17 protein-coding genes are annotated in these 23,993 nt (G+C 62.7%); 12 read left to right on the top strand and 5 right to left on the bottom strand.

Features of this window, described 5'->3' with window-relative positions; all coding sequences use genetic code 11:
- Positions 1-64 precede the first annotated feature (64 nt).
- A complete protein-coding gene (locus ACFT1A_RS20540) occupies positions 65-1,498 on the top strand; it encodes a uracil-xanthine permease family protein (protein WP_378448509.1) in 1,434 nt (477 codons plus the stop codon).
- Positions 1,499-1,582: 84 nt separating this feature from the next.
- Here ACFT1A_RS20540 and ACFT1A_RS20535 read toward each other — a convergent pair whose 3' ends face one another.
- From ACFT1A_RS20535 to upp, 4 genes are all read right to left on the bottom strand, one after another.
- Positions 1,583-3,094: a carboxyl transferase domain-containing protein gene (locus ACFT1A_RS20535; protein ID WP_378448508.1), complete on the bottom strand. Its 1,512-nt coding sequence runs from the start codon at positions 3,092-3,094 to the stop codon at positions 1,583-1,585.
- Positions 3,091-4,317 carry a CaiB/BaiF CoA transferase family protein gene (locus ACFT1A_RS20530; RefSeq protein ID WP_378448507.1) on the bottom strand — a complete coding sequence of 409 codons (1,227 nt, stop codon included), beginning with the start codon at positions 4,315-4,317 and terminating at the stop codon, positions 3,091-3,093. Before ACFT1A_RS20530 ends, ACFT1A_RS20535 begins: the two co-directional genes overlap by 4 nt.
- 289 nt (positions 4,318-4,606) lie before the next feature.
- Positions 4,607-6,304, bottom strand: a complete 1,698-nt coding sequence (locus ACFT1A_RS20525) for a PucR family transcriptional regulator (RefSeq protein WP_378448506.1) — start codon at positions 6,302-6,304, stop codon at positions 4,607-4,609.
- Between the two features lie 91 nt (positions 6,305-6,395).
- Positions 6,396-7,019, bottom strand: coding sequence for a uracil phosphoribosyltransferase (upp, locus tag ACFT1A_RS20520; RefSeq protein WP_378448505.1), 624 nt, complete (start codon positions 7,017-7,019; stop codon positions 6,396-6,398).
- Positions 7,020-7,242: 223 nt separating this feature from the next.
- On the opposite strand from upp, the gene ACFT1A_RS20515 reads away from it, so the two are divergent.
- The 11 genes from ACFT1A_RS20515 (at position 7,243) to ACFT1A_RS20465 (ending at position 22,968) form a co-directional block, all read left to right on the top strand.
- On the top strand, positions 7,243-8,352 hold the full coding sequence (locus ACFT1A_RS20515) for a ring-opening amidohydrolase (RefSeq protein WP_378448504.1): 1,110 nt from the start codon (positions 7,243-7,245) through the stop codon (positions 8,350-8,352).
- Between the two features lie 136 nt (positions 8,353-8,488).
- Positions 8,489-9,967 carry an amidase gene (locus ACFT1A_RS20510; protein ID WP_378448503.1) on the top strand — a complete coding sequence of 493 codons (1,479 nt, stop codon included), beginning with the start codon at positions 8,489-8,491 and terminating at the stop codon, positions 9,965-9,967.
- Between the two features lie 40 nt (positions 9,968-10,007).
- Positions 10,008-11,231, top strand: a complete 1,224-nt coding sequence (locus tag ACFT1A_RS20505; RefSeq protein WP_378448502.1) for an aspartate aminotransferase family protein — start codon at positions 10,008-10,010, stop codon at positions 11,229-11,231.
- 292 nt (positions 11,232-11,523) lie between these two features.
- Positions 11,524-12,963: a uracil-xanthine permease family protein gene (locus ACFT1A_RS20500; RefSeq protein WP_378448501.1), complete on the top strand. Its 1,440-nt coding sequence runs from the start codon at positions 11,524-11,526 to the stop codon at positions 12,961-12,963.
- 89 nt (positions 12,964-13,052) lie between these two features.
- On the top strand, positions 13,053-13,955 hold the full coding sequence (locus tag ACFT1A_RS20495) for an FAD binding domain-containing protein (RefSeq protein WP_378448500.1): 903 nt from the start codon (positions 13,053-13,055) through the stop codon (positions 13,953-13,955).
- Between the two features lie 2 nt (positions 13,956-13,957).
- Positions 13,958-14,602, top strand: coding sequence for a (2Fe-2S)-binding protein (locus tag ACFT1A_RS20490; protein WP_029256750.1), 645 nt, complete (start codon positions 13,958-13,960; stop codon positions 14,600-14,602).
- Positions 14,599-17,121 (top strand): aerobic carbon-monoxide dehydrogenase large subunit, encoded by a 2,523-nt coding sequence (cutA, locus tag ACFT1A_RS20485; protein WP_378448499.1) that lies wholly within the window; start codon positions 14,599-14,601, stop codon positions 17,119-17,121. The genes ACFT1A_RS20490 and cutA overlap by 4 nt, the downstream gene beginning before the upstream one ends.
- A complete protein-coding gene (locus ACFT1A_RS20480; protein ID WP_113682843.1) occupies positions 17,118-17,789 on the top strand; it encodes a carbon monoxide dehydrogenase subunit G in 672 nt (223 codons plus the stop codon). The genes cutA and ACFT1A_RS20480 overlap by 4 nt, the downstream gene beginning before the upstream one ends.
- 291 nt (positions 17,790-18,080) lie before the next feature.
- The gene (locus ACFT1A_RS20475) at positions 18,081-20,180 is read left to right on the top strand and encodes a hydantoinase/oxoprolinase family protein (RefSeq protein WP_378448498.1); all 2,100 of its coding nucleotides are present in this window, start codon (positions 18,081-18,083) and stop codon (positions 20,178-20,180) included.
- Positions 20,180-22,120, top strand: coding sequence for a hydantoinase B/oxoprolinase family protein (locus ACFT1A_RS20470; protein WP_378448497.1), 1,941 nt, complete (start codon positions 20,180-20,182; stop codon positions 22,118-22,120). Before ACFT1A_RS20475 ends, ACFT1A_RS20470 begins: the two co-directional genes overlap by 1 nt.
- 14 nt (positions 22,121-22,134) lie before the next feature.
- On the top strand, positions 22,135-22,968 hold the full coding sequence (locus ACFT1A_RS20465) for an NmrA family NAD(P)-binding protein (protein WP_378448496.1): 834 nt from the start codon (positions 22,135-22,137) through the stop codon (positions 22,966-22,968).
- 6 nt (positions 22,969-22,974) lie between these two features.
- Here the strand turns inward: ACFT1A_RS20465 and ACFT1A_RS20460 are convergent, their stop codons facing one another.
- The gene (locus ACFT1A_RS20460; protein ID WP_378448495.1) at positions 22,975-23,985 is read right to left on the bottom strand and encodes a YdcF family protein; all 1,011 of its coding nucleotides are present in this window, start codon (positions 23,983-23,985) and stop codon (positions 22,975-22,977) included.
- Between the last annotated feature and the right edge of the window lie 8 nt (positions 23,986-23,993).

Genomic DNA, 23,993 nt, shown 5'->3' with positions numbered 1-23,993 from the left:
GGTGTTTTGTGAGCTGGAGCACACTCAGCGTTCGGACACCTTCCTCTGCACGAAAGGTCCCATCATGCCGATTTGGACGTTGCACGGAGATGGAAAGAACATCAAACCGGGTGAAGTGGTCGCTCCCGGCGAGCGGCTCAGCTGGGGAAGAACCATCGGGCTGGGCAGCCAGCACGTGGTGTCGATGTTCGGCGCGACGTTCGTGTTCCCGATCATCATGGGCCTCAATCCTCAACTAGCCGTGATGATGTCGGGTTTCTGTACGCTCTTCTTCCTGCTGGTGGTCAAGGGACGCATTCCCAGCTACCTCGGTACGTCGGCGGCCTTTGTCGGTGGTATCGCCGCCATTCGCGCCCAGGGCGGAACGTCCGCAGAGGTGACCGGCGCGATCCTGGTGTCCGGACTCGTCCTGGCGGCCATCGGTATCGCGATCCACTTCCTCGGCGGCCGGGTCGTGTTCAAGGTTCTTCCGCCAGTGGTGACCGGCGCGGTGGTGATGCTGATCGGATTCAACCTGGCACCCGTCGTCGCGGGGCTGTACTGGCCGCAGGACCAGTGGGTGGCCCTGATCGTCATGGTGGCCCTGATCGTCATGAGTATCGCGCTACGCGGCTTCATGGCCCGCATCGCCATCTTCCTGGCGCTGATCTTCGGCTACGCCCTCTCCTGGATCCTCGACCGCGTCTCGGGCACGATTACCTCGTACGACGCAGGCACCGGTGAAATCACCGAGCACTTCCGCGTCAACTGGGATTCGGTGCACTCGGCGTCGTGGTTCGGCCTGCCCCCGTTCTCGGACGAAGCCAATGGAATCGTCGGCATCCACGCCCCGTCGTTCAGCCTCACGTTCATCATCCTGGTCCTTCCGGGTGTCATCGCGTTGATCGCGGAGAACGCGGGCCACGTCAAGGCCGTGGCCGAGATGACCGGGGACGATCTCGACCCGTACATGGGACGTGCGCTTGCCGGTGACGGCTTCGCCACCGCTATCGCCAGCAGCGTCGGCGGCTCGCCCACCACGACGTACGCCGAGAACATCGGTGTCATGGCAGCGACCCGGGTGTACTCCACCGCCGCCTACGCGGTTGCCGGCATCGTCGCCATGATGCTCGGCTTCTCCCCCAAGTTCGGTGCCGTCATCTCCGCGACGCCCGGCGGCGTTCTCGGCGGAATCACCGTGGTGCTCTACGGCATGATCGGCCTGCTCGGCGCCAAGATCTGGAAAGAGAACGGCGTCGACTTCGGTAATCCGCTCAACCTCATGCCGATCGCGGCCGGCCTCATCATCGGTATCGGTGACACGGCTCTGAAGTTCAGTGACACGTTCTCACTCAGCGGCATCGCGCTCGGCACCATCGTCGTGATCGGGATGTACCACCTGTGCCAGTTCATAGGTTCGAAGAATCCTGAACTGAAAGCGAAGAATCCGGAACCGAACAAGCCGGATTCGAAGGCTCCCGGCGGCGATCGGGAGGAACCCGCCAAGCAGCTCACGTGACGTCTGGCTGAGTGTGCTCGATTGACGAAGGCCGGACATCCTCCACGGAGGATGTCCGGCCTTTCCGGCGTTCTGGGTGATCGATCAGACGGAGGTACTGGCTTCGACCAGGCCGATACGGTCGATGCGTCCGGTGCGGGTGATGAGCCGTTCGGTCGCATCAGTAGCAGTGAGCACGCTCAGCTCGTAGTGCAGCACCGCTCCGACACGAGTACAGAATGCTGCGGGTTCGTCCGCTGCATCGGGAAATTCGGGGATGACCCGATCGACGATGCCGCCCGCGAGCAGATCGAAGGACCGTATCCCTTGACTGGCAGCCATGTCCGGCGCGTGCGTGATGTCGTGGAACATGATTGCGCTCGCACCTTCGGGAGGTAAGGGCGAGAGCCAACCGTGGCGGGCCGCCAGCACTCGATCGGCCGGAATCAGCGCCAGTGCACCGCCGCCGGTGCCCTGCCCGAGCAGGAGGGAAATGGTGGGGACCTCGAGTGAAATCATGTCGGCTATGCACCGAGCGATCTCGCCGGCCAGGCCGCCTTCTTCGGCTTCCTTCGACAGTGCCGCGCCCGCCGTGTCGATGATCGTCACCAACGGCAGGTCGAGTTCTGCGGCCAGCCGCATTCCTCGCCGAGCTTCCCGCAGAGCGCCGGGGCCGAGTGGGGAGTGAGGAGTCTGCCCGCGCCGGTCCTGTCCGAGAAGGACGCAGGGCATGTCGCCGAAGCGGACGAGTGCGAGCATGATGCCGGGATCGTTCTCGCCTTGGCCGGTTCCGTTGAGCGGGAGCATGTCCGAAGCGGAATTGAGCAGCACTTCACGAATCCCCGGTCGGTCTTCGCGCCGGGATGCGACGACGGATTCCCACGCCGACGTATCGGGTGGGCAGTCGTACGAGCACGGGTCACTGGGCAGTGAGTACCCACGACGCGCCCCGGTGATGATGCGCAATGCGCGTTCGACGATTTCGGCGAGCTGGTCCGGCGGCCTCACCGCATCGATGAGTCCGTGCTCGTGAAGGTTCTCGGCTGTCTGGACACCGGCAGGGAAAGGTGAGTTGTACAAGGCCTCGAACACTCGGGGACCGAGGAATCCGACGAGGGCTCCCGGTTCCGCGATCGTCACGTGACCGAGTGATCCCCAGGACGCGAATACGCCTCCGGTGGTGGGGTTTCGGAGATAGACGATGTAGGGCAGGTGCGCTTCTTTGTGCTTGATGAGCGCCGCGGTGATCTTGACCATCTGCAAAAACGCCGTCGTCCCCTCTTGCATGCGCGTTCCCCCGGACGTGGGAAGCGCAAGAAGGGGCAGACGCTCTTGCGTGGCTCGTCGGATGGCGGCGACGAGGCGTTCGCCGGCTGCTACGCCGATCGAACCGCCGAGAAAACCGAACTCGCAGACGATGATTGCCACGCGGCGGCCTCTGACGGAGGCGCTGCCTGTCAGGACGGACTCGTCGAGCCCGGTCTTCTCCTGGGCCCGCAGAAGTGCTTCCGCGTAATCGGAGTCGGTCGCGACGGGGATCGGAGGGGTATCCCACGACTCCCAGGTGCCGGCATCGATCACCAGGTCGAGCAAGTCGCGAGCCGAGAGGCGGTTCATCGGGTGAATCCTTGTAGCCACGACATGACTTCGTCAGTGTCTTCACCGAGAACCGGCGGTGCCGTGTGGCGGGTCTCCGTCACTTCGGTTCCGTCCGGATCGAAGAATCGCAGCGGCGGACCGGGCAGAGTGATGTTGCCGAGCGTGCTGTGGTCGACATCGACGAGCAATCCCTGTGATCGGGTCTGCTCCCATTCGTACACCTCGGAGATCGTCCGAACCCGTCCTGCCGGTATTCCGATGCGGTCGAGTTCGGTCAGAAGCTCGTCACGCGAGTACGGTTTGAAGGTACGTTCGATCAATTCGACTACCTGGAAATGATTTTCGACGCGTTCGGCGTTTGTTGCCATACCCGGGGCGTCAGGATCTAGGTCGAACCCTTCGCAGAATCTTCTCCACAGACTCTCGCTGCCGACCGAGATCTGTACTGCGCCATCGCCGGTACGAAAGAGTCCGTACGGTGCGATGGAGGGATGGTGGTTGCCTTGCGCTGCGCCTACCTCGCCGGCGACGGTCCACTTCGTTCCTTGAAACGCGTGAACACCGACCACGCTGGCCAAGAGCGACGTTCGGACAACGCGGCCTCTCCCCGTCTGCTCGCGTTCCTTCAAGGCTGCGACGACGCCGAAGGCCCCGTACATCCCGGCGAGAAGATCGGCGATCGGAACTCCGACCCTTTGGACGTCGTCGGGATTCGATCCGGTCAGCGACATGAGTCCGGCTTCCCCCTGGGCGATCTGGTCGTAGCCGGCGCGACCTCCTTCCGGCCCGTCGTGGCCGAAACCGCTGATGGACAGGACGATCAGTCGAGGATTGAGTTCGGCCAGCCGCTCGGTGGAGAATCCGAGTCGATCGAGCACACCGGTGCGGAAGTTCTCCATGAGAACATCTGCGCGGCAGACGAGATCTTCGAGGGTTGCACGCCCACTGTCGGATTTGAGATCGAGCGTGATCGACTTCTTGTTCCGGTTCGTGGACAGGAAATACGTCGATTCGCGTTGTGTGTTCGGTGGTTCCAACGGGGGCTCGACAAAAGGCGGCCCCCACCCACGGGTGTCGTCGCCACCGTGAGGTGATTCCACCTTGATCACGTCGGCACCCAGATCGCCGAGCATCATTGCCGCGTGAGGACCCGCGAGTGCGCGCGTGAGGTCGACGACTATCACGTCGTGTAACGGACCACTACGAGCACTTGTGTTGTGAGGCTTCGAAGTCGAGTTCATGTCGCACCGCCGTGTTCTGCTGTAATTGGCTGAGCCAGTTGGTGGTTGAGGCCTCCGTAGTTCGGTCGACTCCGGTCCGCTGGACCGAGAAACCGGCCAGGGCCACTGAAGGAGGTATGTGCGGCCCGTCTTTCGAACCGTAAGCGGGCACCGGTGAACGGCACATGGGTAACCTTGCCGACGACGGGTGTCAGTGGTGGGTAAGAAGTGACGAACGCTCACCGCATGGCGCGATTACGGTTGTGTCGAACCGCAATCGGGGCGCTCTGTCAGCCTATTTGGTGCATTTTCATGACATTTCGTGCATCTTCATGACCTGCAGGGCGAGTGAGACGTTCAACCGGAGAACGGGGTCGTCGGTGAACGATCCGACGACGCTCTCCAGCTTTCCGATTCTGTATCGCAAAGTGTTGTAATGCATATGCAGTGCCCGGGACGCTTCGGCGACATTACAATTGCAGTCGAGCAGAGTCTGGAGTGTAAGACGCAAGTCCGCGGCTTCGGCGTTGTCCGCCGCCAGCGACTTCAGAACGTCATCGGTGAACGAGCGCAGTTCGCTCTTGTCTGTCTGAAGCGAGAGGAGTCGGTGTACGCCGAGTTCGTCGAAGTGCGCTATCCGCCCCGGCCCGTTGATGCGTCGGCCGACGACTACGGCTGTGCAGGCTTGGTCGTAGGCAGCAGGAAGGTCGGCCAGGGAGTAGATCACCCGGCTCACTCCCGTACTGAAGGAGCGGCGGCCGCTGGTGCGATCTCCGGCAACCTTGCGAACCAACCCTTCGATGTCCCGAACTGCGCGGTCGGTGCTGGTCGGGAAAAGCGTGACCACCTCGTGTCGGAACCCGACGGACGGTGCCGTCCGCTCGTGGGTACGCACCACTTGTTGCCAGCCGTCACTGAGTCGATCCTGGTCCGTGCGAGTGGAATTCGCGTGCTGGGATTCCGGGTGGTCGACGTCGAGTTCTGCAACCACAACGGCAAGGGGGCGAGTAACGTCCCACCCCAACTGGGTGAAGTGCGCGCTTACTTCCGCCGGCGAGCCGGCTTCGCCTATCAGTGCGTCGCGGAGAAAGTCGCCGCGGAACTTGGATTCCACTGCCGCAACCGCCAACTGCTTGGTGACGGCCAGAGCAGCAACGGTGGCCGCTCGCTCCAACGCTTGTACGACAACTGCGCCGAGTTCGTGGGTACCGGCGTACGCCACCATTCGGCCGTGGTCGGTGCCGCCGGCCACCACTCGGGTGAGCGCCAACTGGCCGGGAAATCCCTTGGGCGCGTTCTGTAAACCGACAGCGACCCGCTCGGTCAGGAACCGGCCGGTGCTTTCGAACAACGGAAGCGCGTTCAGCGCAGCTGAATCCCCGGCCTCGGTCAATACCCTTCCGTCCGGCGAGCAGATCAGAACGCTGACGTCGAAAAGCGCGGCGAATTCTGCGGCAATCTGAGGTAGATCGCCACCTTCCAAGACGATCGACGTCAACGAGCGGTGTAGTCGATCGGCAATGTCGAGTGCCGCGGACTGCTTCGCCACCAATTTGGTGAAGACCTCCGAAATCACCTCGTCGAATCCTGCGGTGACGGGAAGAACCAACAGCGGCAGGCCTCGCTGCTCTGCCATGTGCAGCATCGCCTCGGGCAGTTCGTCGAGATAGCGGCCCGTTTTCACGGCAAGTGCCGCGACTCCTCGACGTGCAAGACCGTCGACGAGGTCACTGAGATCTGTGTCGTCGAGAAGCTCTCCGGTCCGCCCGTAGCGCAGCGGGAACCCGGTTGTCACCAACAACTCGTTGGGCTTCACCCAAGCCAGGATGTCCGGAACTTCCATCACGTTCACCGACTGGACGAGGTGCCGCAAACCCCCGTGCCCGGCAAGGACTTCGGCTCCACGCAGACTGGGCAGCTCGAGGACATCCCGAACCGTCAGTCTGTAGTCGCCACCTTCTGGCAAATGTTGAAGCTCTTCGCTCGAATATTTGGCAGATCTATCCATGTCGCGAGACTACGCTCGATCGCACAGTGAACATTGTCAACAGTTGACGAAAATACTCTCTCGGAATGAGTGGTCTCCGTATGTCTGGCGACTATCTTGGTCCGAATTGGCGATCGCCGGCGTCTCCGAGTCCAGGTACCAGGAACGCATTTTCGTTCAGGCCGTCGTCGATGCTCGCGGTGAGGAGCCGGACCGGATGTCCGGAGTTCTTCAACGCTTCGATCCCTTCCGGAGCCACGACGACGCAAATTGCAGTCACGTCGGTTGCACCGCGCGCAACGAGCAGATCGATTGTGCGGACGATGGATCCACCAGTTGCCAACATCGGATCGAGGACGTAGACGGGGGTGCCCGACAAATCAGCGGGCAGGGACTCCAGATACGGAACCGGCTGGTGTGTCTTCTCGTCTCGCGCCATTCCCACGAAACCGACTCCTGCCTGCGGAATGAGGGCGCTCGCTTGTTCGACCATGCCGAGGCCGGCACGCAAGACCGGTACCAGGAGCGGCGGATTCGCCAGTCGCACTCCCTGCGTCGGAGCAACTGGCGTCTCGATGTCGAATCGTTCCACTTCTGCGCCGCGCGTGGCCTCGTAGACCAACATGTGCGTCAGTCTGCGCAGGGCGGACCGAAATGTTGCGTTGTCGCTGCGAGCGTCGCGCATGGTCGTGAGCAGAGATGCCGCCAGCGGATGGTCGACAACAGTGGTGTCCATGGTCGAATCGTAAGTGAGAACCGATGGGGCGGCGCACAACCGGTGAATCGGAGTCGAAATAACCAATCACGGTTTTCGTTTGGGCAAGTATTGACGATGCCGAAGGGTTCGAGTCGTCATAGCGTGGTCGGCATGGCAGTTCCGAACCGCTCGGCTGGACTGGGCGCCGGGAACTGTCAAGGCCCAATTTTGCCTCCACGATTCCCTATACAAGGAGATGCCAATGCTCGAAGCAATCGAGGTCCGTAAGGTTCCGCTCCACAGCGTCTCCGACGCCAGCGAGCTCGCCAAGCTGATCGACGACGGTGTCCTCGAGGCCGACCGCGTCATTGCAGTCATCGGCAAAACCGAGGGTAACGGCGGCGTCAACGACTACACGCGCATCATCGCGGACCGAGCGTTTCGAGAGGTTCTCTCCGCCAAGGGCAATCGCAGCCTCGACGAGGTGGCGCAGGTGCCGATCGTCTGGTCAGGTGGTACGGACGGCGTGATCAGCCCGCACGCGACGATCTTCGCGACGGTACCGGCAGACAAGGTCACCAAGACCGACGAGCCGCGACTGACCGTGGGCGTCGCCATGAGTGAGCAACTGCTGCCCGAGGACATCGGCCGTACGGCCATGATCACCAAAGTAGCTGCGGCAGTGAAAGATGCGATGGCCAACGCCGGCATCACCGATCCCGCCGACGTGCACTACGTACAGACCAAGACTCCGTTGCTGACCATTCACACCATCCGTGACGCCAAAAGCCGCGGCAAGACGGTGTGGACCGAACAGACTCATGAGTCGATGGACCTGTCCAACGGCGGAACGGCTCTGGGGATCGCGGTTGCGCTCGGCGAAATCGACATGCCGAGCGACGAGGATGTCATGCACAGCCGCGAACTCTTCTCCTCAGTTGCATCCTGCTCGTCCGGCGTCGAGTTGGACCGCGCTCAGATCGTTGTCGTCGGCAACGCGCGTGGCGTCGGCGGACGCTACCGCATCGGGCACAGCGTGATGAAGGATCCGCTCGATCAGGACGGCATCTGGGCGGCGATCCGTGACGCCGGCCTCGAGCTACCGGAGCGGCCGCACTCGAGCGACCTGGACGGCCAGCTCGTCAACGTGTTCTTGAAGTGCGAGGCCAGCCAGGACGGAACGGTCCGCGGCCGTCGCAATGCGATGCTCGACGACTCCGACGTGCACTGGCACCGCCAAATCAAGTCGTGTGTCGGCGGAGTCACGGCAGCTGTCACCGGTGATCCGGCAGTGTTCGTGTCGGTGTCGGCAGCGCACCAGGGCCCCGAAGGCGGCGGCCCCGTCGCTGCCATCGTCGATCTCGGTCAGTAGCCGGTAAGAACCTCGCTGGAAACTTCGACAGTCGCGCCGCCACCGGCTATTCGTCCTCGAATCAGTTGCCGGTGGCGGTGAGTCCGTCCGGTGTATCTCCCGGCGCACCCCACTTCACTGCTTGAAAGGATTCACGATGGTTCATGCTGCTGACCCTGTCGACGAGAGCGATTCCGGTGTGGCTGAGAGTGGCGATCTCGTCATGGCCGATGCCGTGACGCTCAGTGGTCTGATACGCCGGCGTGAAGTGTCATGTGTCGAGGTGATGGACAGCTTCCTCGACCAGATCGAAGTGCATAACCCGGCAGTGAACGCGATTGTTGCGCTGCGGGATCGGGAAGCGTTGACGGCAGAGGCGCGCGAGCGCGATTCTCAGTTGGCGGATGGGCACTATCTTGGTTGGATGCACGGGTTTCCGCATGCAGTGAAGGACCTGTCGGCAGCAAAGGGTCTGCCGTTCACGTCCGGGTCGCCGATGTTCGCGGATCGAATCGCCGAAGAAGATGAACTGTTCGTCAGGCGGATCAAGTCTGCCGGCGCCATCGTGATCGGCAAGACCAACACACCGGAGTTCGGGCTCGGCTCCCAGACGTACAACCCGGTGTGGGGTACGACGGTGTCGCCGTACGACACTTCGCGCACCGCCGGCGGTAGCAGCGGAGGTGCCGCAGCGTCGCTGGCGCTCCGAATGCTTCCGTTGGCGGACGGAAGCGATTACATGGGCTCGCTCCGAAACCCGTCGGCGTTCAACAACGTTGTGGGATTTCGACCTTCCTGGGGCCGCGTACCGGAGACGGGATTCATTGCGCAGGGCGCTGTTGTGGGCCCGATGGGCCGAACCGTCACCGACGTGGCTCACCTGCTCTCCACGATGGCGGGGCCGGATGCCTATGCACCGTTGGGGATTCGCGAGGATCCCGCTGTATTCACCGAAAGCCTCGCCCGTGATCTGAAGGGCTCTCGGATTGCGTGGGTCGGTGACTGGAACGGCTACCTGGCAACCGAACCTGGAGTCCTCGAGTTGTGCGAATCCTCGTTCGAGGTCTTCGAACAGTTGGGGTGCCACGTCGAGGCAGCACTTCCCGACTTCAAACCCGAGGACATCTGGCAACTGTTCTTGCGATGGCGTTGGTGGGCACAGCTCGGCTTGATCGATCAGTACAACGATCCGAGCATGCGCGAGTTGATGAAGCCCGAACTGTTGTGGGAACTCGAGCACGCGGTCACACTCTCGGCTCTCGACGTGACCAAGGCCGCGGAGGCTCGCAACGGCTGGCTGTCGGCCATAACCAAGATGTTCGAAACCTACGATTACATTCTCGCTCCCAGTGCCCAGGTGTTTGCTTTCGACAAGAACACTCACTGGCCCGAGGTCGTCGACGGCCGGTCGATGGACACGTATCACCGGTGGATGGAGACGGTTGTTCCCTGGACGATGGCCGGGGTTCCGGTTGCGGGGATGCCGGTCGGCTTCGATGATCGTTCGCTTCCCATGGGTATCCAGATCATCGGTCGGCACGGCGCCGACTTGGACGTTCTCCAACTCGCCTACGCGTTCGAGCAGGCAACCAAGTGGGTCGAGCGGGTACTTCCGCCCGCACTCCGCGTGAACTGACTTATCTATTTCGGACGTATCCAGTTGGGAGAGAACGATGATGGCTTCGGCATTGTGGCACGGGTTCGCGGACATGGGCGCTGTGGAGAAGAACGGCGCGTTTGTCGTCTCACGCGGTGAGGGCGCGTACATCTGGGATTCCGAGGGCACGCGGTATCTGGATGCGACGGCGGGCCTGTGGTTCACCAATGTCGGGCACGGGCGCACCGAGATTGCGGATGCGGTGGCGGCTCAGTTGTCGAAGATCGCTCATTTCTCCAACTTCGGTGATTTTGTTCCCGAGACCACGCAGGTGTTGGCCGAGCGTCTGGCGGCCATCGCGCCGGTTGCCGGGAGCAAGATCTTCTTCACCTCGGGTGGTTCGGATTCGGTGGACACTGCGGCGAAGCTGGCTCGCCGGTACTGGCACGAGGTGGGGCAGCCGGAGAAGACGATCATTGTCGGACGCCAGAAGGCGTATCACGGAATGCATGTTGCGGGAACGGCTTTGGCTGGTATTCCGGTGAACCGTGAGGGTTACGGCGAGCTGATGGCGGATGCGGCGACCGTCGGCTGGGACGATGCGAAGAGCCTGCTCGAGTTGATCGAGAAGATCGGTGCGAACAAGATCGCTGCGTTCTTCGCGGAGCCGATCATCGGTGCGGGTGGGGTGTATCTGCCGCCGGAGGGGTATCTGGCCGAGGTGCGTGACATCTGCCGCGAGCACGACATCCTCTTTGTCGTCGACGAGGTCGTGACCGGTTTCGGCCGGATCGGTGGTGAGTGGTTCGCGTCCACCCGTTTCGATTTGCAGCCTGACATGATGACCACGGCAAAGGGTTTGACGTCGGGTTACGTTCCGATGGGTGCGGTGTTCATCGCGCCGCGGGTGGCGGAGCCGTTCTATGCCGGTTCGTGGTGGCGCCATGGGTACACCTACGGCGGGCATGCCGGTGCTGCTGCGGCGGCGATGGCGAACCTCGACATTCTCGAGCGTGAGAATCTGCTCGCGGAGTCGAAGCGTTTGGAGGCGTCGTTGCATACGCATCTGCAGCCGCTGGCCGAGCATCCGCGGGTGGCGGAGGTTCGTAGTGGGCTCGGTGCGGTCGCGGCTGTGCAGTTGGCTGATCCGGCGGAGGCGTTGCCGTTTGTGAAGACGCTTCGCGAGCATGGTATTTCGGGTCGCGCTGCGGGTCAGGGTGCGATGCAGATTTCGCCGTCGTTTGTGATGACCGACGATCAGGTCGCGGAGATGGCCGCGGGGATCCTCGCAGCCCTCGGCTAGGAGAATCGTTTTCCGTTGACAGACATCGTGTTACGGAACCGTTAAGCCGAAGAAAATGTTGGGGCCCTTCGTGACGGCGCCCCCATTTCGGTCGAAACTGTCTCCAGCACTGACGATGATCCCTGTCCGCATCATCTGTCACCATTGTTGCCAATCTCGGCGAGCGGGTTCTGGCAGATTGTCATCACGTCCAAAACTTGGTGCTGTATTAGCGTTTCACTCCAGACACGGTGTTTGTGAGCTGGGGCACAAAGCATTTCGAACACCTTCCTCCTTCGCGAAAGGTCTCGTCATGCCGATCTGGACGTTGCACGGAGATGGCAAGAACATCGGACCCGGTGAAGTGGTAGCGCCGGGCGAGCGACTCAGTTGGATGAGGACCATCGGGTTGGGCGGTCAACATGTCGTGTCGATGTTCGGGGCGACGTTCGTCTTCCCGATCATCATGGGTCTCAATCCTCAACTTGCCGTGATGATGTCGGGTTTCTGTACCCTCTTCTTCCTGCTGGTGGTCAAAGGACGCGTCCCCAGTTACCTCGGTACGTCGGCGGCGTTCGTCGGTGGTGTCGCAGCCATTCGCGCCCAGGGCGGAACGACGGCGGAAGTGACCGGCGCGATTCTGGTGTCAGGGCTGGTTCTGGGATTTGTCGGCGTCGCCATCCACTTCCTCGGCGGTGGCGTCATCAGTAAAGCGCTACCACCGGTGGTCACCGGCGCAGTGGTGATGTTGATCGGATTCAACCTGGCTCCCGTTGTCGCGGGGTTGTACTGGCCGCAGGACCAGTGGGTGGCACTGATCGTGATGGTTGCGTTGATCGTGATGAGTGTTGCGCTACGCGGCTTCTTGGGACGTATCGCCATTCTCGTAGCGCTGGTTTTCGGCTACATCTTCTCCTGGGTCCTCGACCGGGTCTCCGGCCCGATCACGTCCGCCGGCGGTAGCGGAGCACTCACCGAGCACTTTCGTGTCAACTGGGATTCGGTGCACTCGGCGTCGTGGTTCGGGTTGCCGCCGTTCTCGGACGAAGCCAACGGAATCGTCGGTATTCACGCTCCCTCGTTCAGCCTCACGTTCATCGTTCTCGTCCTTCCGGGTGTCATCGCACTGGTCGCGGAAAATGCCGGACACGTCAAGGCGGTCGCCGAGATCACGGGCGACGATCTCGACCCCTACATCGGACGCGCAATTGCCGGTGACGGTTTTGCCACCGCCATCGCCAGCGCGGTAGGCGGCTCCCCCACGACGACGCACGCCGAGAACATCGGTGTCATGGCAGCCACTCGGGTGTACTCGACCGCCGCGTACGTGATCGCGGGTTTCATCGCGATCCTGCTCGGCTTCTCGCCCAAGTTCGGAGCAGTCATGGCGGCGACTCCCGGGGGCGTTCTCGGCGGAATTCTGGTGGTTCTGTTCGGCATGATCGGTCTGCTCGGCGCCAAGATCTGGAAAGAAAACGGTGTCGACTTCGGGAATCCGCTGAATCTGATGCCGATCGCCGCCGGCCTGATCATCGGTATCGGTGACACGGCTCTGAAGTTCAGTGACACGTTCTCGCTCGGAGGTATCGCGCTCGGCACCATCGTCGTGATCGTGATGTACCACCTCTGCCAGTTCGTCGGGTCCCGGAACCCCGAGCTGAACAGGTCGAAGTCCGGGCGGCGACCGGGCGCAACGCCGGGGGCGAATGCGTCAGATGACGAAAGGGAAGAGCCCGTGGCGCAGCTCACGTGATGCCAAGTTGAATGTATGCCAGGTATGACCCGTGACCGTTGTCACATCTGCACAAAACGTGAAGTGACTCATAGAGGCAGGATTGAGTAATGAAACCGTCGCCGCTGACTTATCACCGACCGTCCTCGGTCGAGGACGCGTGCCGAATCCTCTCCGAGGTATCTCACGAGGGGAAGGTGCTCGCCGGTGGGCAATCGCTTGTGCCGCTGCTGTCCATGCGCCTCGCCGCCCCCGCCCACATCGTCGACATCGGATCGATCCCTGACCTCGCTTCGGTGACCTCGTCCGAAGACGAAGGAGTGCGGTTCCAGGCCCTGGCCACGCACTCGGTGCTGGCGGCCGACGAAGGTGCTCGCCGAGTTCAGCCTCTGCTGAACCGCGCACTGCAGTTGGTAGCGCACCCCACGATCCGTAACCGCGGGACGAGCGTCGGCTCCATCGTCCATGCCGACCCGTCGGCGGAGATGCCGGCAGTCCTGACACTGCTCGGGGGCAGCGTGAGCGTGCAGTCGGTGCGTGGCACCCGCGAGATCGCGTCGACGGATCTCTTTGTCGGTCCCCTCGAATCGAGCCTGGAATCTGACGAGATCGCGGTGTCGGTGTCGGTGCCGGCCGCCGAGCCCGGCGTGGGAACCGCCATCGACGAGATTGCTCGTCGTCACGGTGACTACGCACTGGTCGGTGTCGTTGCGCGTATTCGCGTGGTCGACGGTCTGGTGGCCGAGGCACACATGACGTACGTGTCCGCCGGAGAGCTGGGGCAGGTCGTGGACTACACGGACGTGCTGGCGGGGGCATCCGCGACGGATCAGCGAGATCCGCGCTGGCGCACCCTCGGGGAATGTGCCCGCGCGCAGATAGATACCGAGGCAGACATTCACGGGACGGCGGCGTACCGCTCGCAACTGGTGTCCGCGCTCACGGCGCGGGTCGGGTTTGCAGCGGCAACAGATGCTCTCAGTGAGAACGCAGTACTGGCAGGAAAGTGGTGACCATGTCCAAAAACGATCGCTCCATCGATGATCAACTTGCCGAGCTGGCAGCAGATACCGGTGAACACCATGTGGCCGTGACGTTCACGCTCAACGAGGTGACGAGCACCGTCGTTCTCCCCTCCCGCACTCTGGCCTCGGACGCCATTCGTCACCACCTCCGTAAGACGGGAACGCACGTCGGTTGTGAACACGGCGTGTGTGGTGCGTGCACCGTGCTGCTCGACGGAAAGCCGGTGCGATCCTGCCTCGTCCTCGCCGCCAGCCTCGAAGGTCGATCGATCACCACCGTCGAAGGACTCGTCGAGCCGGACGGCACCTTGCATCCGGTTCAGCAGGCGTTCAAGGATTGTCACGGCTTGCAGTGCGGATTCTGCACACCGGGATTCGTGACGACCATCGCGGCGTTTCTCGAGGAGAACCCCAATCCCACGCGTGAGGAAGCAACGGACGCTATAGCGGGAAACCTCTGCCGTTGTACGGGATACCAGAACATCAGGGCGTCGGTTCTGCGCGCAGCGGAGATCAAGCGTGAACGAGCCGGGCAGTTCCCGCTCGGAATCGACGACGCATCCACTCGGGAGGCGTTGGATCGCAAGGTGAGGGGAACAACGAATCCCGTCGGAGGACGGGCGGGTAAGGCATGAGTACTCCGGTCAAACCAGCAAAGCGCAACGGGGCGAAGCACCCCGCTTCCGATCATTCGACGGCCGATCATTCGGTTGCCGACGACGGCAAGTTCTTCGGCAAACCGATTCCGCGCGAGGAAGATACGCGTCTGCTCAGCGGTCAGGGGCGGTATCTCGACGATCTGGGCCACAACGCGCTGATCGCGGCATTCGTCAGGTCGCCGCATGCACATGCGCGAATCATCGACATCGACATCGATCAGGCACTGGAAGTGCCTGGCGTACATGCCATCTACACCTACGATGATCTCCTGGCCGACACCCCGGAAATGGCGGAGAACCTGCCACTGCTCATTCCGCATCCGGGAATCATCGCTCCGCGTAACGGGTACCCCCTTGCGAAGGACGAGGTGAACCACGTCGGAGAAGCCATCGCCATGGTGGTCGCCGACAATCGGTACATCGCCGAGGATGCGTGCGCGAAGATCGACGTCACGTACGAGACACTGAAGCCGGTAGTGGGAATCGATGTCGCCCGCACTGCCGCCAATGCAGTCCACGCTGACGTTCCGGACAACATCGCCGCTCATCTGCAGCACGGGTTCGGTGATCCGGACGCCGAACTTGCGGCCGCGCCGCACCGACTGACGCTGGATCTCGAAATCGAGCGTTCGGCATCCATGCCGATGGAGGGCAAGGGTGTCTACGCGCGCTGGGACGGCGACGAGAACACCCTCACGTTCTGGACCTCCACCCAGACGTCCACGTCCGCCCGCGCCGCCGTTGCCGCGCGATTGGGTATGGCGCTGAACAAGGTTCACTGCATCGCTCCCGACGTCGGCGGTGGATTCGGTGTCAAGATCGTCCATCCGTGGCCCGAAGAAGTGATGATCACGTGGGCCGCTCGGCGCCTCGGCCAGGCCGGCATCTCCTGTGAGGTGAAATGGGTCGAGGATCGCCGTGAGCACTTCATCTCGAGCGCACACGAGCGCGGACAGATCCAGAAGATCGACATCGGGTTCGACGACGAGGGTCGTCTGTTGGCTTTCGACTTCACGTTCTGGCACGACAACGGCGCGTACCTGCCGTACGGGATCATCGTCATGATCAACACCGCGACACAGGTTCTCGGGCCGTACAAGCCGAAGTCGTTCCGGGTCAACGCCTATTCGCTGTACACCAACACGGTCATCGTGACCCCGTACCGAGGTGCCGGACGTCCGCAGGCCGTGTTCGCGATGGAGCGATCCATGGACGCCATCGCCAAGTACCTGAACAAGGACAAGATCGCGGTACGGGAGGCGAACTTCATTCGCCCCGAGGACATGCCGTACGACTTCGGCCTCATGTTCCAGGACGGGCGCCCGTTGATCTACGACACGGGTGACTACCAGGCCGGTATCGACAAGCTCAAGAAGCTCATCGACTGGGACGGATTTCCCGAGTACCAGAGGAAGGCTCGCGCCGAGGGGCGGAGTGTCGGCATCGGTATCGGCGCGTACGTCGAGGGAACGGGTCCTGGACCCTACGAAGGCGCACACGTAGTGGTCGAGACGTCCGGAAAGGTCAAGGCGGCAACGGGCTTGACGACGCAGGGGCAGGGCCACCAGACCGCGTTCGCCCAGATCGTTGCAGACGATCTCGGAGTCAAGGTCTCCGACGTCGAGATCGTCACCGGTGACACACGCCGGTTCGGTTATGCCGTAGGTACTTTCGCCTCACGTGGTGCGGTCATGTCGGGTTCGGCTTTCCATGTCGCGGCGCAGATGGTTGCGGAGAAAGCGAAGAAGATCGCGTCCGGAATCTTGAATCTGCCGGAAGCCGAACTGGAACTCCAGGGTGGCCACGTGTGCAAACTCGGCACCGAGCCTGGGGTGGAAGGTACTTCTGTACCGCTGAGTGTTGTTGCCGTGCTGTCGAACCCGCTGCGATATGCGTTCGACCGTGAGTCGAAGTTGGCTACCGGTTTTGCCACGACCGACACGGACATGTCGAAGCCGCCGATTCCCGAGGGCGAGCAGCCCGGTCTCGAAGCCACCGGCTACTACTCGCCGCCCAGTTCGACTTTCGCTTCGGGAGTGCACGCGGCGATCGTCGAAACCGATCCCGTCACAGCCGAGATCACGGTCCGTCGTTACGTCGTCATCCACGACTGCGGCAACGTGATCAATCCGCGCATCGTCGAAGGCCAGGTCATGGGCGCCGTTGCGCAAGGTATCGGTGGCGCACTCTACGAGCGGATCGTCTACGACGAGCACGGACAGATGCTCAACGCGTCGTACATGGACTTCTTGATGCCGTTCGTCACTGAGATGCCGGATTCACTCGAGATGGATCACACCGTCACGCCGTCCGGGCTCAACCCACTCGGCATGAAGGGCGCCGGTGAGGCCGGTGTGATCCCGACCAGCGCCGTCATCGCGGCCGCCATCGAGGATGCCGAAGGAATCTCGATCACGTCCATGCCCATTTCACCGTCCGAACTGTTCGAACTTCGACTCGCACATGCGGGTTCGTCATCAGAGGAGAATGCATGAGAATCGCCGGCACCGCGCAGCTGACGGCACCTCGAGAAGAGGTCTACGACAAGCTCCAGGACGGTCGTGTACTGGCCGCGACCATTCCCGGTGTGCAGTCGCTCGAGCAGCTCACGGACAATCACTACAAGCTCTCCATCATGGCGGGAGTCGCGTCGATCAAGGGTGTCTACGACGGCGAAGTTGTTCTTTCGCAACAGAATCGGCCCAATTCGTTTGTCATGACGGCTTCGGGCGCTGGTGCTCCCGGCACCGTGAAGGCCGACGTCACGGTCACGTTGACGGAGAACGAGGGTGGCACGCTGCTTTCGTACGACGCCGACGCGGTAGTCGGCGGGATGGTCGGCGGCGTCGGACAGCGGATGATCACCGGTGTCGCCAAGAAGATGGCCGGGGTGTTCTTCAAGAGCATCGACGGCGTCATTGCCAACGGCATTCCCGAGAAGGTCACTGCCGCCGTGGCGGCGGCAATACCGGCAGCGTCGGTCGAGGCGGTGCCGGTAGTTTCCGGAGCCGTCGCGGCACCGGCGATCCTTCCGGCCGCTGCACCGACCGCGGGTGGCGCCGATGCTCGCACGGTGATGGTCAGCGCCGTCGTCGGAGCGGCCATTGCTTTGTCAGGTGTTGCTATAGGCGGATTCCTGGCGCGTTCTGGTTGCCGCGAGTAGTTCAGCAGCGTATCGACAGGGCTTCCACAGCTGTTTTGCGATGAGGGAAACGCCCCGAACCGACCAGGTTCGGGGCGTTTTTCACGTCCGCGTAACCCGCTGGGGCGCGGGCGAAGATCCGCTCGTGATCGTGCGCCGAACCTTGGTCCCCCGATTCGGCGAATTGTGACAAAGAATCCGCCGTTCCGAACCTGTGGAATAGCACTACACGTCAGGTACGAGCCACTCACCGGCTAGGCCACACCGTCGATCGGTACCAGACGAGACGAGCCAAAGATCTCAGGAGGAAGCGTGGAACCCAGGAAGATTCGGGTCGGTATCGATACCGGCGGAACGTTCACCGACATCGTTGCAGTGGACGACGAAACCGGCGCCATCGTCACCACCAAGACCCCGTCCACTCCGGCGGACCCCGCCGAGGGCTTTCTCGCCGGTATCGAGAAAGTGCTCGCCAAGCTCGGCGAGAGCGGCGACTCGATCGGTGCGGTCAGCCACGGCACGACCGTCGCGACCAACAAACTGCTCGAAGGCAAGGTGGAGAACCTCGGCTTCATCACCACCGAGGGCTACGAGCACGTTCTCGAAATCGCTCGTCAGTCGGTGCCGGACGGTTACGGCAACTCGTACTTCTGGGTCAAGCCCGAACGCATCGTTCCTGCCGATCGGGTACGCACCGTCGGCGGACGGCTTTCCTTCGACGGCAGCGAGATTCGCCCGCTCGACGAAGAGAGCGTCCGCAGCGCAGCGCAGTTCTTCAAGGACCGCGGCATTCGCACCATCGGTGTCTGCCTCATGCACTCGTACGCCGATCCGACGCACGAGGAGCGCGTCCGCGACATCCTCTTCGAAGTTTTCCCCGACGCGACGGTGAGCATCTCGAGCCAGGTACTTCGTGAGTATCGCGAGTACGAGCGGTCCATCACCACCCTCGTGGACGCCGCGGTCAAGCCGAACATCCGCAACTACGTGAACAACATCGCGAATCGTCTGCGTGAGTTCTCGACCACCGACGGCGAACCTCGTGATATCCCGTTCTACGTCATGAAGTCCAACGGCGGTGTCCTCTCGGCCAAAGAGGTTGTTCACCAGCCTATTACGACAGTGCTCTCCGGACCGGCTGCCGGCGCCCTCGGCGCCGCGCTGATCGCCGACGCGGCCGGCGTCGAGCAGGTGTTGACCTGCGACGGCGGCGGAACGTCGACGGACGTCACCGTCGTGGTTCGCGGCGAGCCTGCGCTGACAACCGAAGGGCGAGTGGGCAACTACCCGTCGAAGATCCCGATGATCGACGTCGTCACCGTCGGCGCCGGTGGCGGGTCGATCGCGTGGATGACACCGGAACACACCCTCCGGGTCGGACCTCAGTCGGCGGGCGCCGATCCCGGACCGTTGTGCTACGGCAAGGGCGGTAGCGAACCGACCATCACCGATGCGCATGTCTTGCTGGGGCGCATACCACCCCATCTGCTCGGTGGCGAGATTCCCCTCGACACCGAACTGGCACGCAAGGGACTCGAAGAGCTTGCAGCACAGCTGAGTCTGGGTTACGAGGAGTGCGCGGTCGGCGTCCTGGAGGTCTCGGCATGGAACCAGGCCAACGCCCTGCGGCAGATCACCGTCAAGCGTGGTCTCGACGTTCGCGACTTCACGCTCGTGACCTTCGGTGGCTCCGGCTCCCTCCTCGCCTGCCGCCTCGTTGACATCCTCGGCCTGAAAGATGTTCTCGTCCCACTCAATCCGGGTAACGTCTCTGCGTTCGGTCTACTGACGGTCGACGTGCGCAACGACTACGTGCAGACGCATGTCAGCCGCCACGACCGGTTGAAGGCGGAAGACCTGCAGAGCCAGTTCGACGCGTTGGCCGGCGAAGCCGAGATCGCGCTCGCCGAAGAAGGTTTCGACGAGACGCAGCGCAAGTATTCCCGGACTGCGGACCTTCGCTACCTCGGTCAGGCCTTCGAGGTACGTGCCCCCGTGGCGGAAGGCGCCGTCACGGCGCAGATCATGGACGACGCGGCCGAGGCATTCCACCAGGCACACCGTGAACTGTACGGCTACGACTTCCGGGGAGACCCGTCGCAGCACGTGGAATGGGTCAACCTGCGCGTGAGCGGCATCGGCCCGATCAAGCGCCCGACGCTCAAGGAAATCCCCGCCGGAAACGGCGCCGAGACCGCCCGAACCGGTTCACGCCAATCCTATTTCGACAGCTGGGTCGAGACGGCCACCTACGATCGCACACTGCTCGGTGCGGGTGACGTCATCGAAGGACCCGCTGTGATCGAGGAGTTCAGCTCGACTGTTCCGATCCATCCCGGATTCTCGGCACGTATCGACACCTTCGGGAACATTCGTATCTCGAAGTCTTCCGACTCGAACGGAGTGAAGTGATGACCGCCATTCTCGATGCTGCTGCTGCCACCGCGGCCAAGCCGTACCGACTCACCGCTACCGACGGCGCGTCACCTGATCCGATTCTGGTCGAGATCGTCGCCGGTTACCTGGCCAGCGTGGAGATGGAGGTGGAGACCTCCATCTCGCGCACCTCGCGCTCACCGATGATCCGTGACGCTCACGACTTCCGCGCCGGTATTCACGACCGGAACCTCCGCAAGCTCACGGGCCGTTCGTATTCCGCCCTGGTTCATCCGATCGCGCGGGACTTCCCGCTCGAGACGATGAAACCGGGAGACGTGTACTTCCACAACGACGTCTACCTGTCCGAAGGTGGCATCGGCCATCTCCCCGACCTCTGCGTCACCGTGCCTGTCTTCGCCCGCGTCACTCCCGATGCGGAACCGAAAGTTGTCGCCTTCGTTCAGGCATTCGGCCACCACGACGACATCGGCGGTTGCTGCCCCGGCTCCATGCCGTCCGGTGCCACCACGGTGTACGAAGAGGGACTGATGGTTCCGCCGATCAAACTGTGGGACCAGGGCGTTCCCAACGAGGCGGCGCTGCGCATCATGACGCGCAACTCCCGCATGCCGGACGCTCTCGCAGCCGATCTCGATGCCGAGTGTTCGGCGTGCCTGATGGGTGCGCGTCGACTCACCGAATTGTTCGAGCGCTACGGCGTCGACACCGTCGAGTCGTGCTTCGACGCGATGATGGACGCGACCACCGAGACGTACCGCCGCGAGATCCTCAGCAAGATCCCGGTCGGTGAGTACACCTGGGAGGACTACGCCGAGCATGACGGCGTCGACGAGCCGATGCTCCACATCCAGCGGATCACGCTCACGAAGACGCGGCCGGAAGACGAGGGCGGTGAGCGACTCATCCTGGACTTCAACGGAACCGGGCCGCAGGCAAAGGGCCCGATCAACCACTGCGGCGACTACGCGGACGGAAACTTCCTCATCAAGTGGCTGGCGCCGATTCTGCGTAACCTCGCGGACACCCCGGAGCGCATGGCAGAACTGGATGTGAACGAGGGCGTCGTACCGCTGATCGAGATGAAGTTCCCCGAGAAGGGGACGCTGATCACTCCGATCTTCCCCGCTCCCACCAACGCTCGTACGTTTGTCATCCTCCGCCTGCTCGGAGTGCTGGCCGGCGTCGTGGCCAAGGCCGTGGACGGGAACATGCCCGCCGATCAGGAAACCATCAGATACACCGGTGTTTACGGAGAGGACTTCGAGGGGCACTCGTACCTCATGCGTGAGGTGCTCGGCGGCGGTTCGGGCGGACGCTACTACGCGGACGGTGAGGACACGATTCACGTCGTTCCCGACTCGCGGAACCTGCCGACCGAATTCACCGAGAGCCGCTTCCCGTTCATCGTCGAGAAGCTCGGTCTGGCCATGGATTCCGGCGGAGCCGGGCGCTACCGAGGCGGCCTGGGATACGAGAAGCACATTCGCATGCTCAAGGATGCGCACTTCATGTCCATCGCGGACCGTTCGATCCTCGCCTGCTGGGGTGTCAAGGGCGGCAAGGCCGGCCGGCCGTTCTCCGTGGTACTGAATCCGGGTGGACCGAACGAGCGTGAGTTCGACGCGCTGACCGATGCCGAGCCGATCAAGGCCGGCGAGGTCGTACGGATTCGTACCACCGGTGGCGGCGGTTGGGGAGATCCACTGGAGCGTCCCACCGAGGAAGTTTTGCGAGATATTCAGTGGCGCAAGGTTTCCGTCGAAGGCGCACGCGAAGACTACGGAGTTGTCGTGATCGACGGTGACGAGCCGTCTGTCGACGAGGCTGCTACCACGGAGCTCCGGGATCAGTTGCGTTCGGAGCGCGGTGAGAACGAACCCTTCTTCGATCGGGGTCCGGGCTACGCACAGCTTTCCGGCGGCGCCACCTCAGCGGTCTACGACTACGTCTAGGACGGAAAACTCTCATGGAGAACGGAATTGCTCGCGGCGCCGACATTGCGGTGATCGGCGCCGCGGGTAAGACCGGTGAGGCAGTTGTCGCCGCACTTCCGCCGAGCGTGACAGTTCGGCGACTGGTGCGAAAGGCCCGTGTCGACGGCGACTTCCAGGTCGAACTCGAAACGGGAAACGGATTGCGCAAGGCGCTCGCCGGGTGCCGAGGCGTGTATTTCATCGCCCCCAACGTCCATCCCGACGAGCCGGCACTTCTTCGCAATGCGCTGACGGCAGCGGCTTCGGCGGGAGTGGAGCACTTTGTCTATCACTCCGTCGCGTGGCCGTTCAGCCCGTCCATGCCGCATCACCTGGACAAAGCCAGGTGCGAGGACGAACTGCATCGCTCCCCGCTGAAGTGGACTGTGTTGCAGCCGTGTGCGTATGCCGAGAACTTCGAGGCGGTACTCACCGGTCGATCCGAGACCATCGTCTTGCCGTACAGCGCGGACACGAAATTCTCGTTCGTGAGTTTGGCGGACGTGGCGGCCGTTGCCGCTGTGGTTCTGAGCGAGGGCCCGGGCGAGCATCACGGAGCGACGTACGAAGTGGGCGGCCCTGAAGCTCTGAGCGTCATGGAGGTGGCACAGATGGTGGAGAAGCAGACGTCACGGACCGTCGCGATAGATCAGATCAGCGTGGATCAATGGCGCGAACGGATCGGCAACGACCTCGACGTCAACGCCAGCTCGCGTCTGGCCGCGATGTTCGACTTCTACAACCACCATGACTTCCTCGCCGGCAGTGCGGCCGTCGAACTGTTGTTGGGTCGCCGACCGACGGGAATCGAGAGCCTGATTCGGTGAACCTTGCTACGAAATGCCTCCTGCCGCCCAGACCACCAGCGGAGGTAGGGCGGCCAGGATCAGGCAGACCGTTCCGTTGAGCCACTTGTGCTCCACCGTGACGGCGGCGAACTCGCGCAGAATGGCGCTCGGCAGGTAGTAACGGGCGGTGTGGGAACCGATGACTTCCGCATCCAACCCGAGGCTTCGGGCAAACGTCGCGGTTCGTAGTATGTGGAAGTTGCTGGTGACCAGAACCATTCGAGGGTCCGTGGTGTCGGCGCGGAGGAGGTCCCGCGTGTACTCGAGGTTCTCGAGCGTGGTGGTCGAGCGGTCCTCGAGCATCACGTTCTCGCGCGGGATTCCGTGATCGACGAGGTAGACGCACATTGCCTCCGCCTCGCTGACGACCTCGTCCGAACCCTTCCCACCGCTGACGACCAACAGCGGTGACCGTCCTTCGCCGACCTCGGCACGAAAGACGTCCGCAGCCTTGTCCAGACGACTGGCAAGCAGGGGCGTCACGTCGGCGCCCGAAAGCCCGGCGCCGTGAACCACTATCGCGTCCATCCTGGGCTGGTACTTCTGGCGTCCGTAGACGTAGGAGTAGAGCAGAAAACTCGTGAACAAGAACCCCAGGTACGACGCGACCAGACTGAATGATCCGAGAACGACTGCGAGCCAATACCTCTGCGTCAGCAACGCGGATGCGAGCAGCACATAGGGAACGAGCAGTCCGAGGCCGGCGACGAGGGAGAGCAGATTTGCGACGCTGAATCCCTCGCGCCGCAGCATCGTGACCCCGTTGACGATCAGGAACCCGGCGAGCAGGAGCACCAGCAACGGCGAGAGCAGAGCGATCGTCGCGATCACGAACGACGGGACCTCGGTTCCCGGCGCACCCGACTGCAACATCCAGAGGCCGGTGAAGATCAGTCCCAGAAGTAGATAGACACCGTTGCTCAGCCTCCGCCTGTCCTGTCTGAACCGGTAGCCGCAGAAGCCGAGCAGCGCGAGGCCGATGAGGAGAAGGATCACGGAGCCAG

This window comes from Rhodococcus sp. NPDC057135 (assembly GCF_042670865.1).
In the GTDB taxonomy this organism is placed as follows: domain Bacteria; phylum Actinomycetota; class Actinomycetes; order Mycobacteriales; family Mycobacteriaceae; genus Rhodococcus_F.
The sequence above is the reverse complement of the archived record's forward strand: the minus strand, read 5'-3'. Positions and strand labels throughout refer to the sequence as shown.

Bases quoted from the DNA above. Each gene is read 5' to 3' on its own strand.
- ACFT1A_RS20540 (WP_378448509.1), top strand. From the start codon at position 65: ATGCCGATTTGGACGTTGCACGGAGATGGAAAGAACATCAAACCGGGT.
- ACFT1A_RS20535 (WP_378448508.1), bottom strand. From the start codon at position 3,094: ATGAACCGCCTCTCGGCTCGCGACTTGCTCGACCTGGTGATCGATGCC.
- ACFT1A_RS20530 (WP_378448507.1), bottom strand. From the start codon at position 4,317: ATGAACTCGACTTCGAAGCCTCACAACACAAGTGCTCGTAGTGGTCCG.
- ACFT1A_RS20525 (WP_378448506.1), bottom strand. From the start codon at position 6,304: ATGGATAGATCTGCCAAATATTCGAGCGAAGAGCTTCAACATTTGCCA.
- upp (WP_378448505.1), bottom strand. From the start codon at position 7,019: ATGGACACCACTGTTGTCGACCATCCGCTGGCGGCATCTCTGCTCACG.
- ACFT1A_RS20515 (WP_378448504.1), top strand. From the start codon at position 7,243: ATGCTCGAAGCAATCGAGGTCCGTAAGGTTCCGCTCCACAGCGTCTCC.
- ACFT1A_RS20510 (WP_378448503.1), top strand. From the start codon at position 8,489: ATGGTTCATGCTGCTGACCCTGTCGACGAGAGCGATTCCGGTGTGGCT.
- ACFT1A_RS20505 (WP_378448502.1), top strand. From the start codon at position 10,008: ATGGCTTCGGCATTGTGGCACGGGTTCGCGGACATGGGCGCTGTGGAG.
- ACFT1A_RS20500 (WP_378448501.1), top strand. From the start codon at position 11,524: ATGCCGATCTGGACGTTGCACGGAGATGGCAAGAACATCGGACCCGGT.
- ACFT1A_RS20495 (WP_378448500.1), top strand. From the start codon at position 13,053: ATGAAACCGTCGCCGCTGACTTATCACCGACCGTCCTCGGTCGAGGAC.
- ACFT1A_RS20490 (WP_029256750.1), top strand. From the start codon at position 13,958: ATGTCCAAAAACGATCGCTCCATCGATGATCAACTTGCCGAGCTGGCA.
- cutA (WP_378448499.1), top strand. From the start codon at position 14,599: ATGAGTACTCCGGTCAAACCAGCAAAGCGCAACGGGGCGAAGCACCCC.
- ACFT1A_RS20480 (WP_113682843.1), top strand. From the start codon at position 17,118: ATGAGAATCGCCGGCACCGCGCAGCTGACGGCACCTCGAGAAGAGGTC.
- ACFT1A_RS20470 (WP_378448497.1), top strand. From the start codon at position 20,180: ATGACCGCCATTCTCGATGCTGCTGCTGCCACCGCGGCCAAGCCGTAC.
- ACFT1A_RS20465 (WP_378448496.1), top strand. From the start codon at position 22,135: ATGGAGAACGGAATTGCTCGCGGCGCCGACATTGCGGTGATCGGCGCC.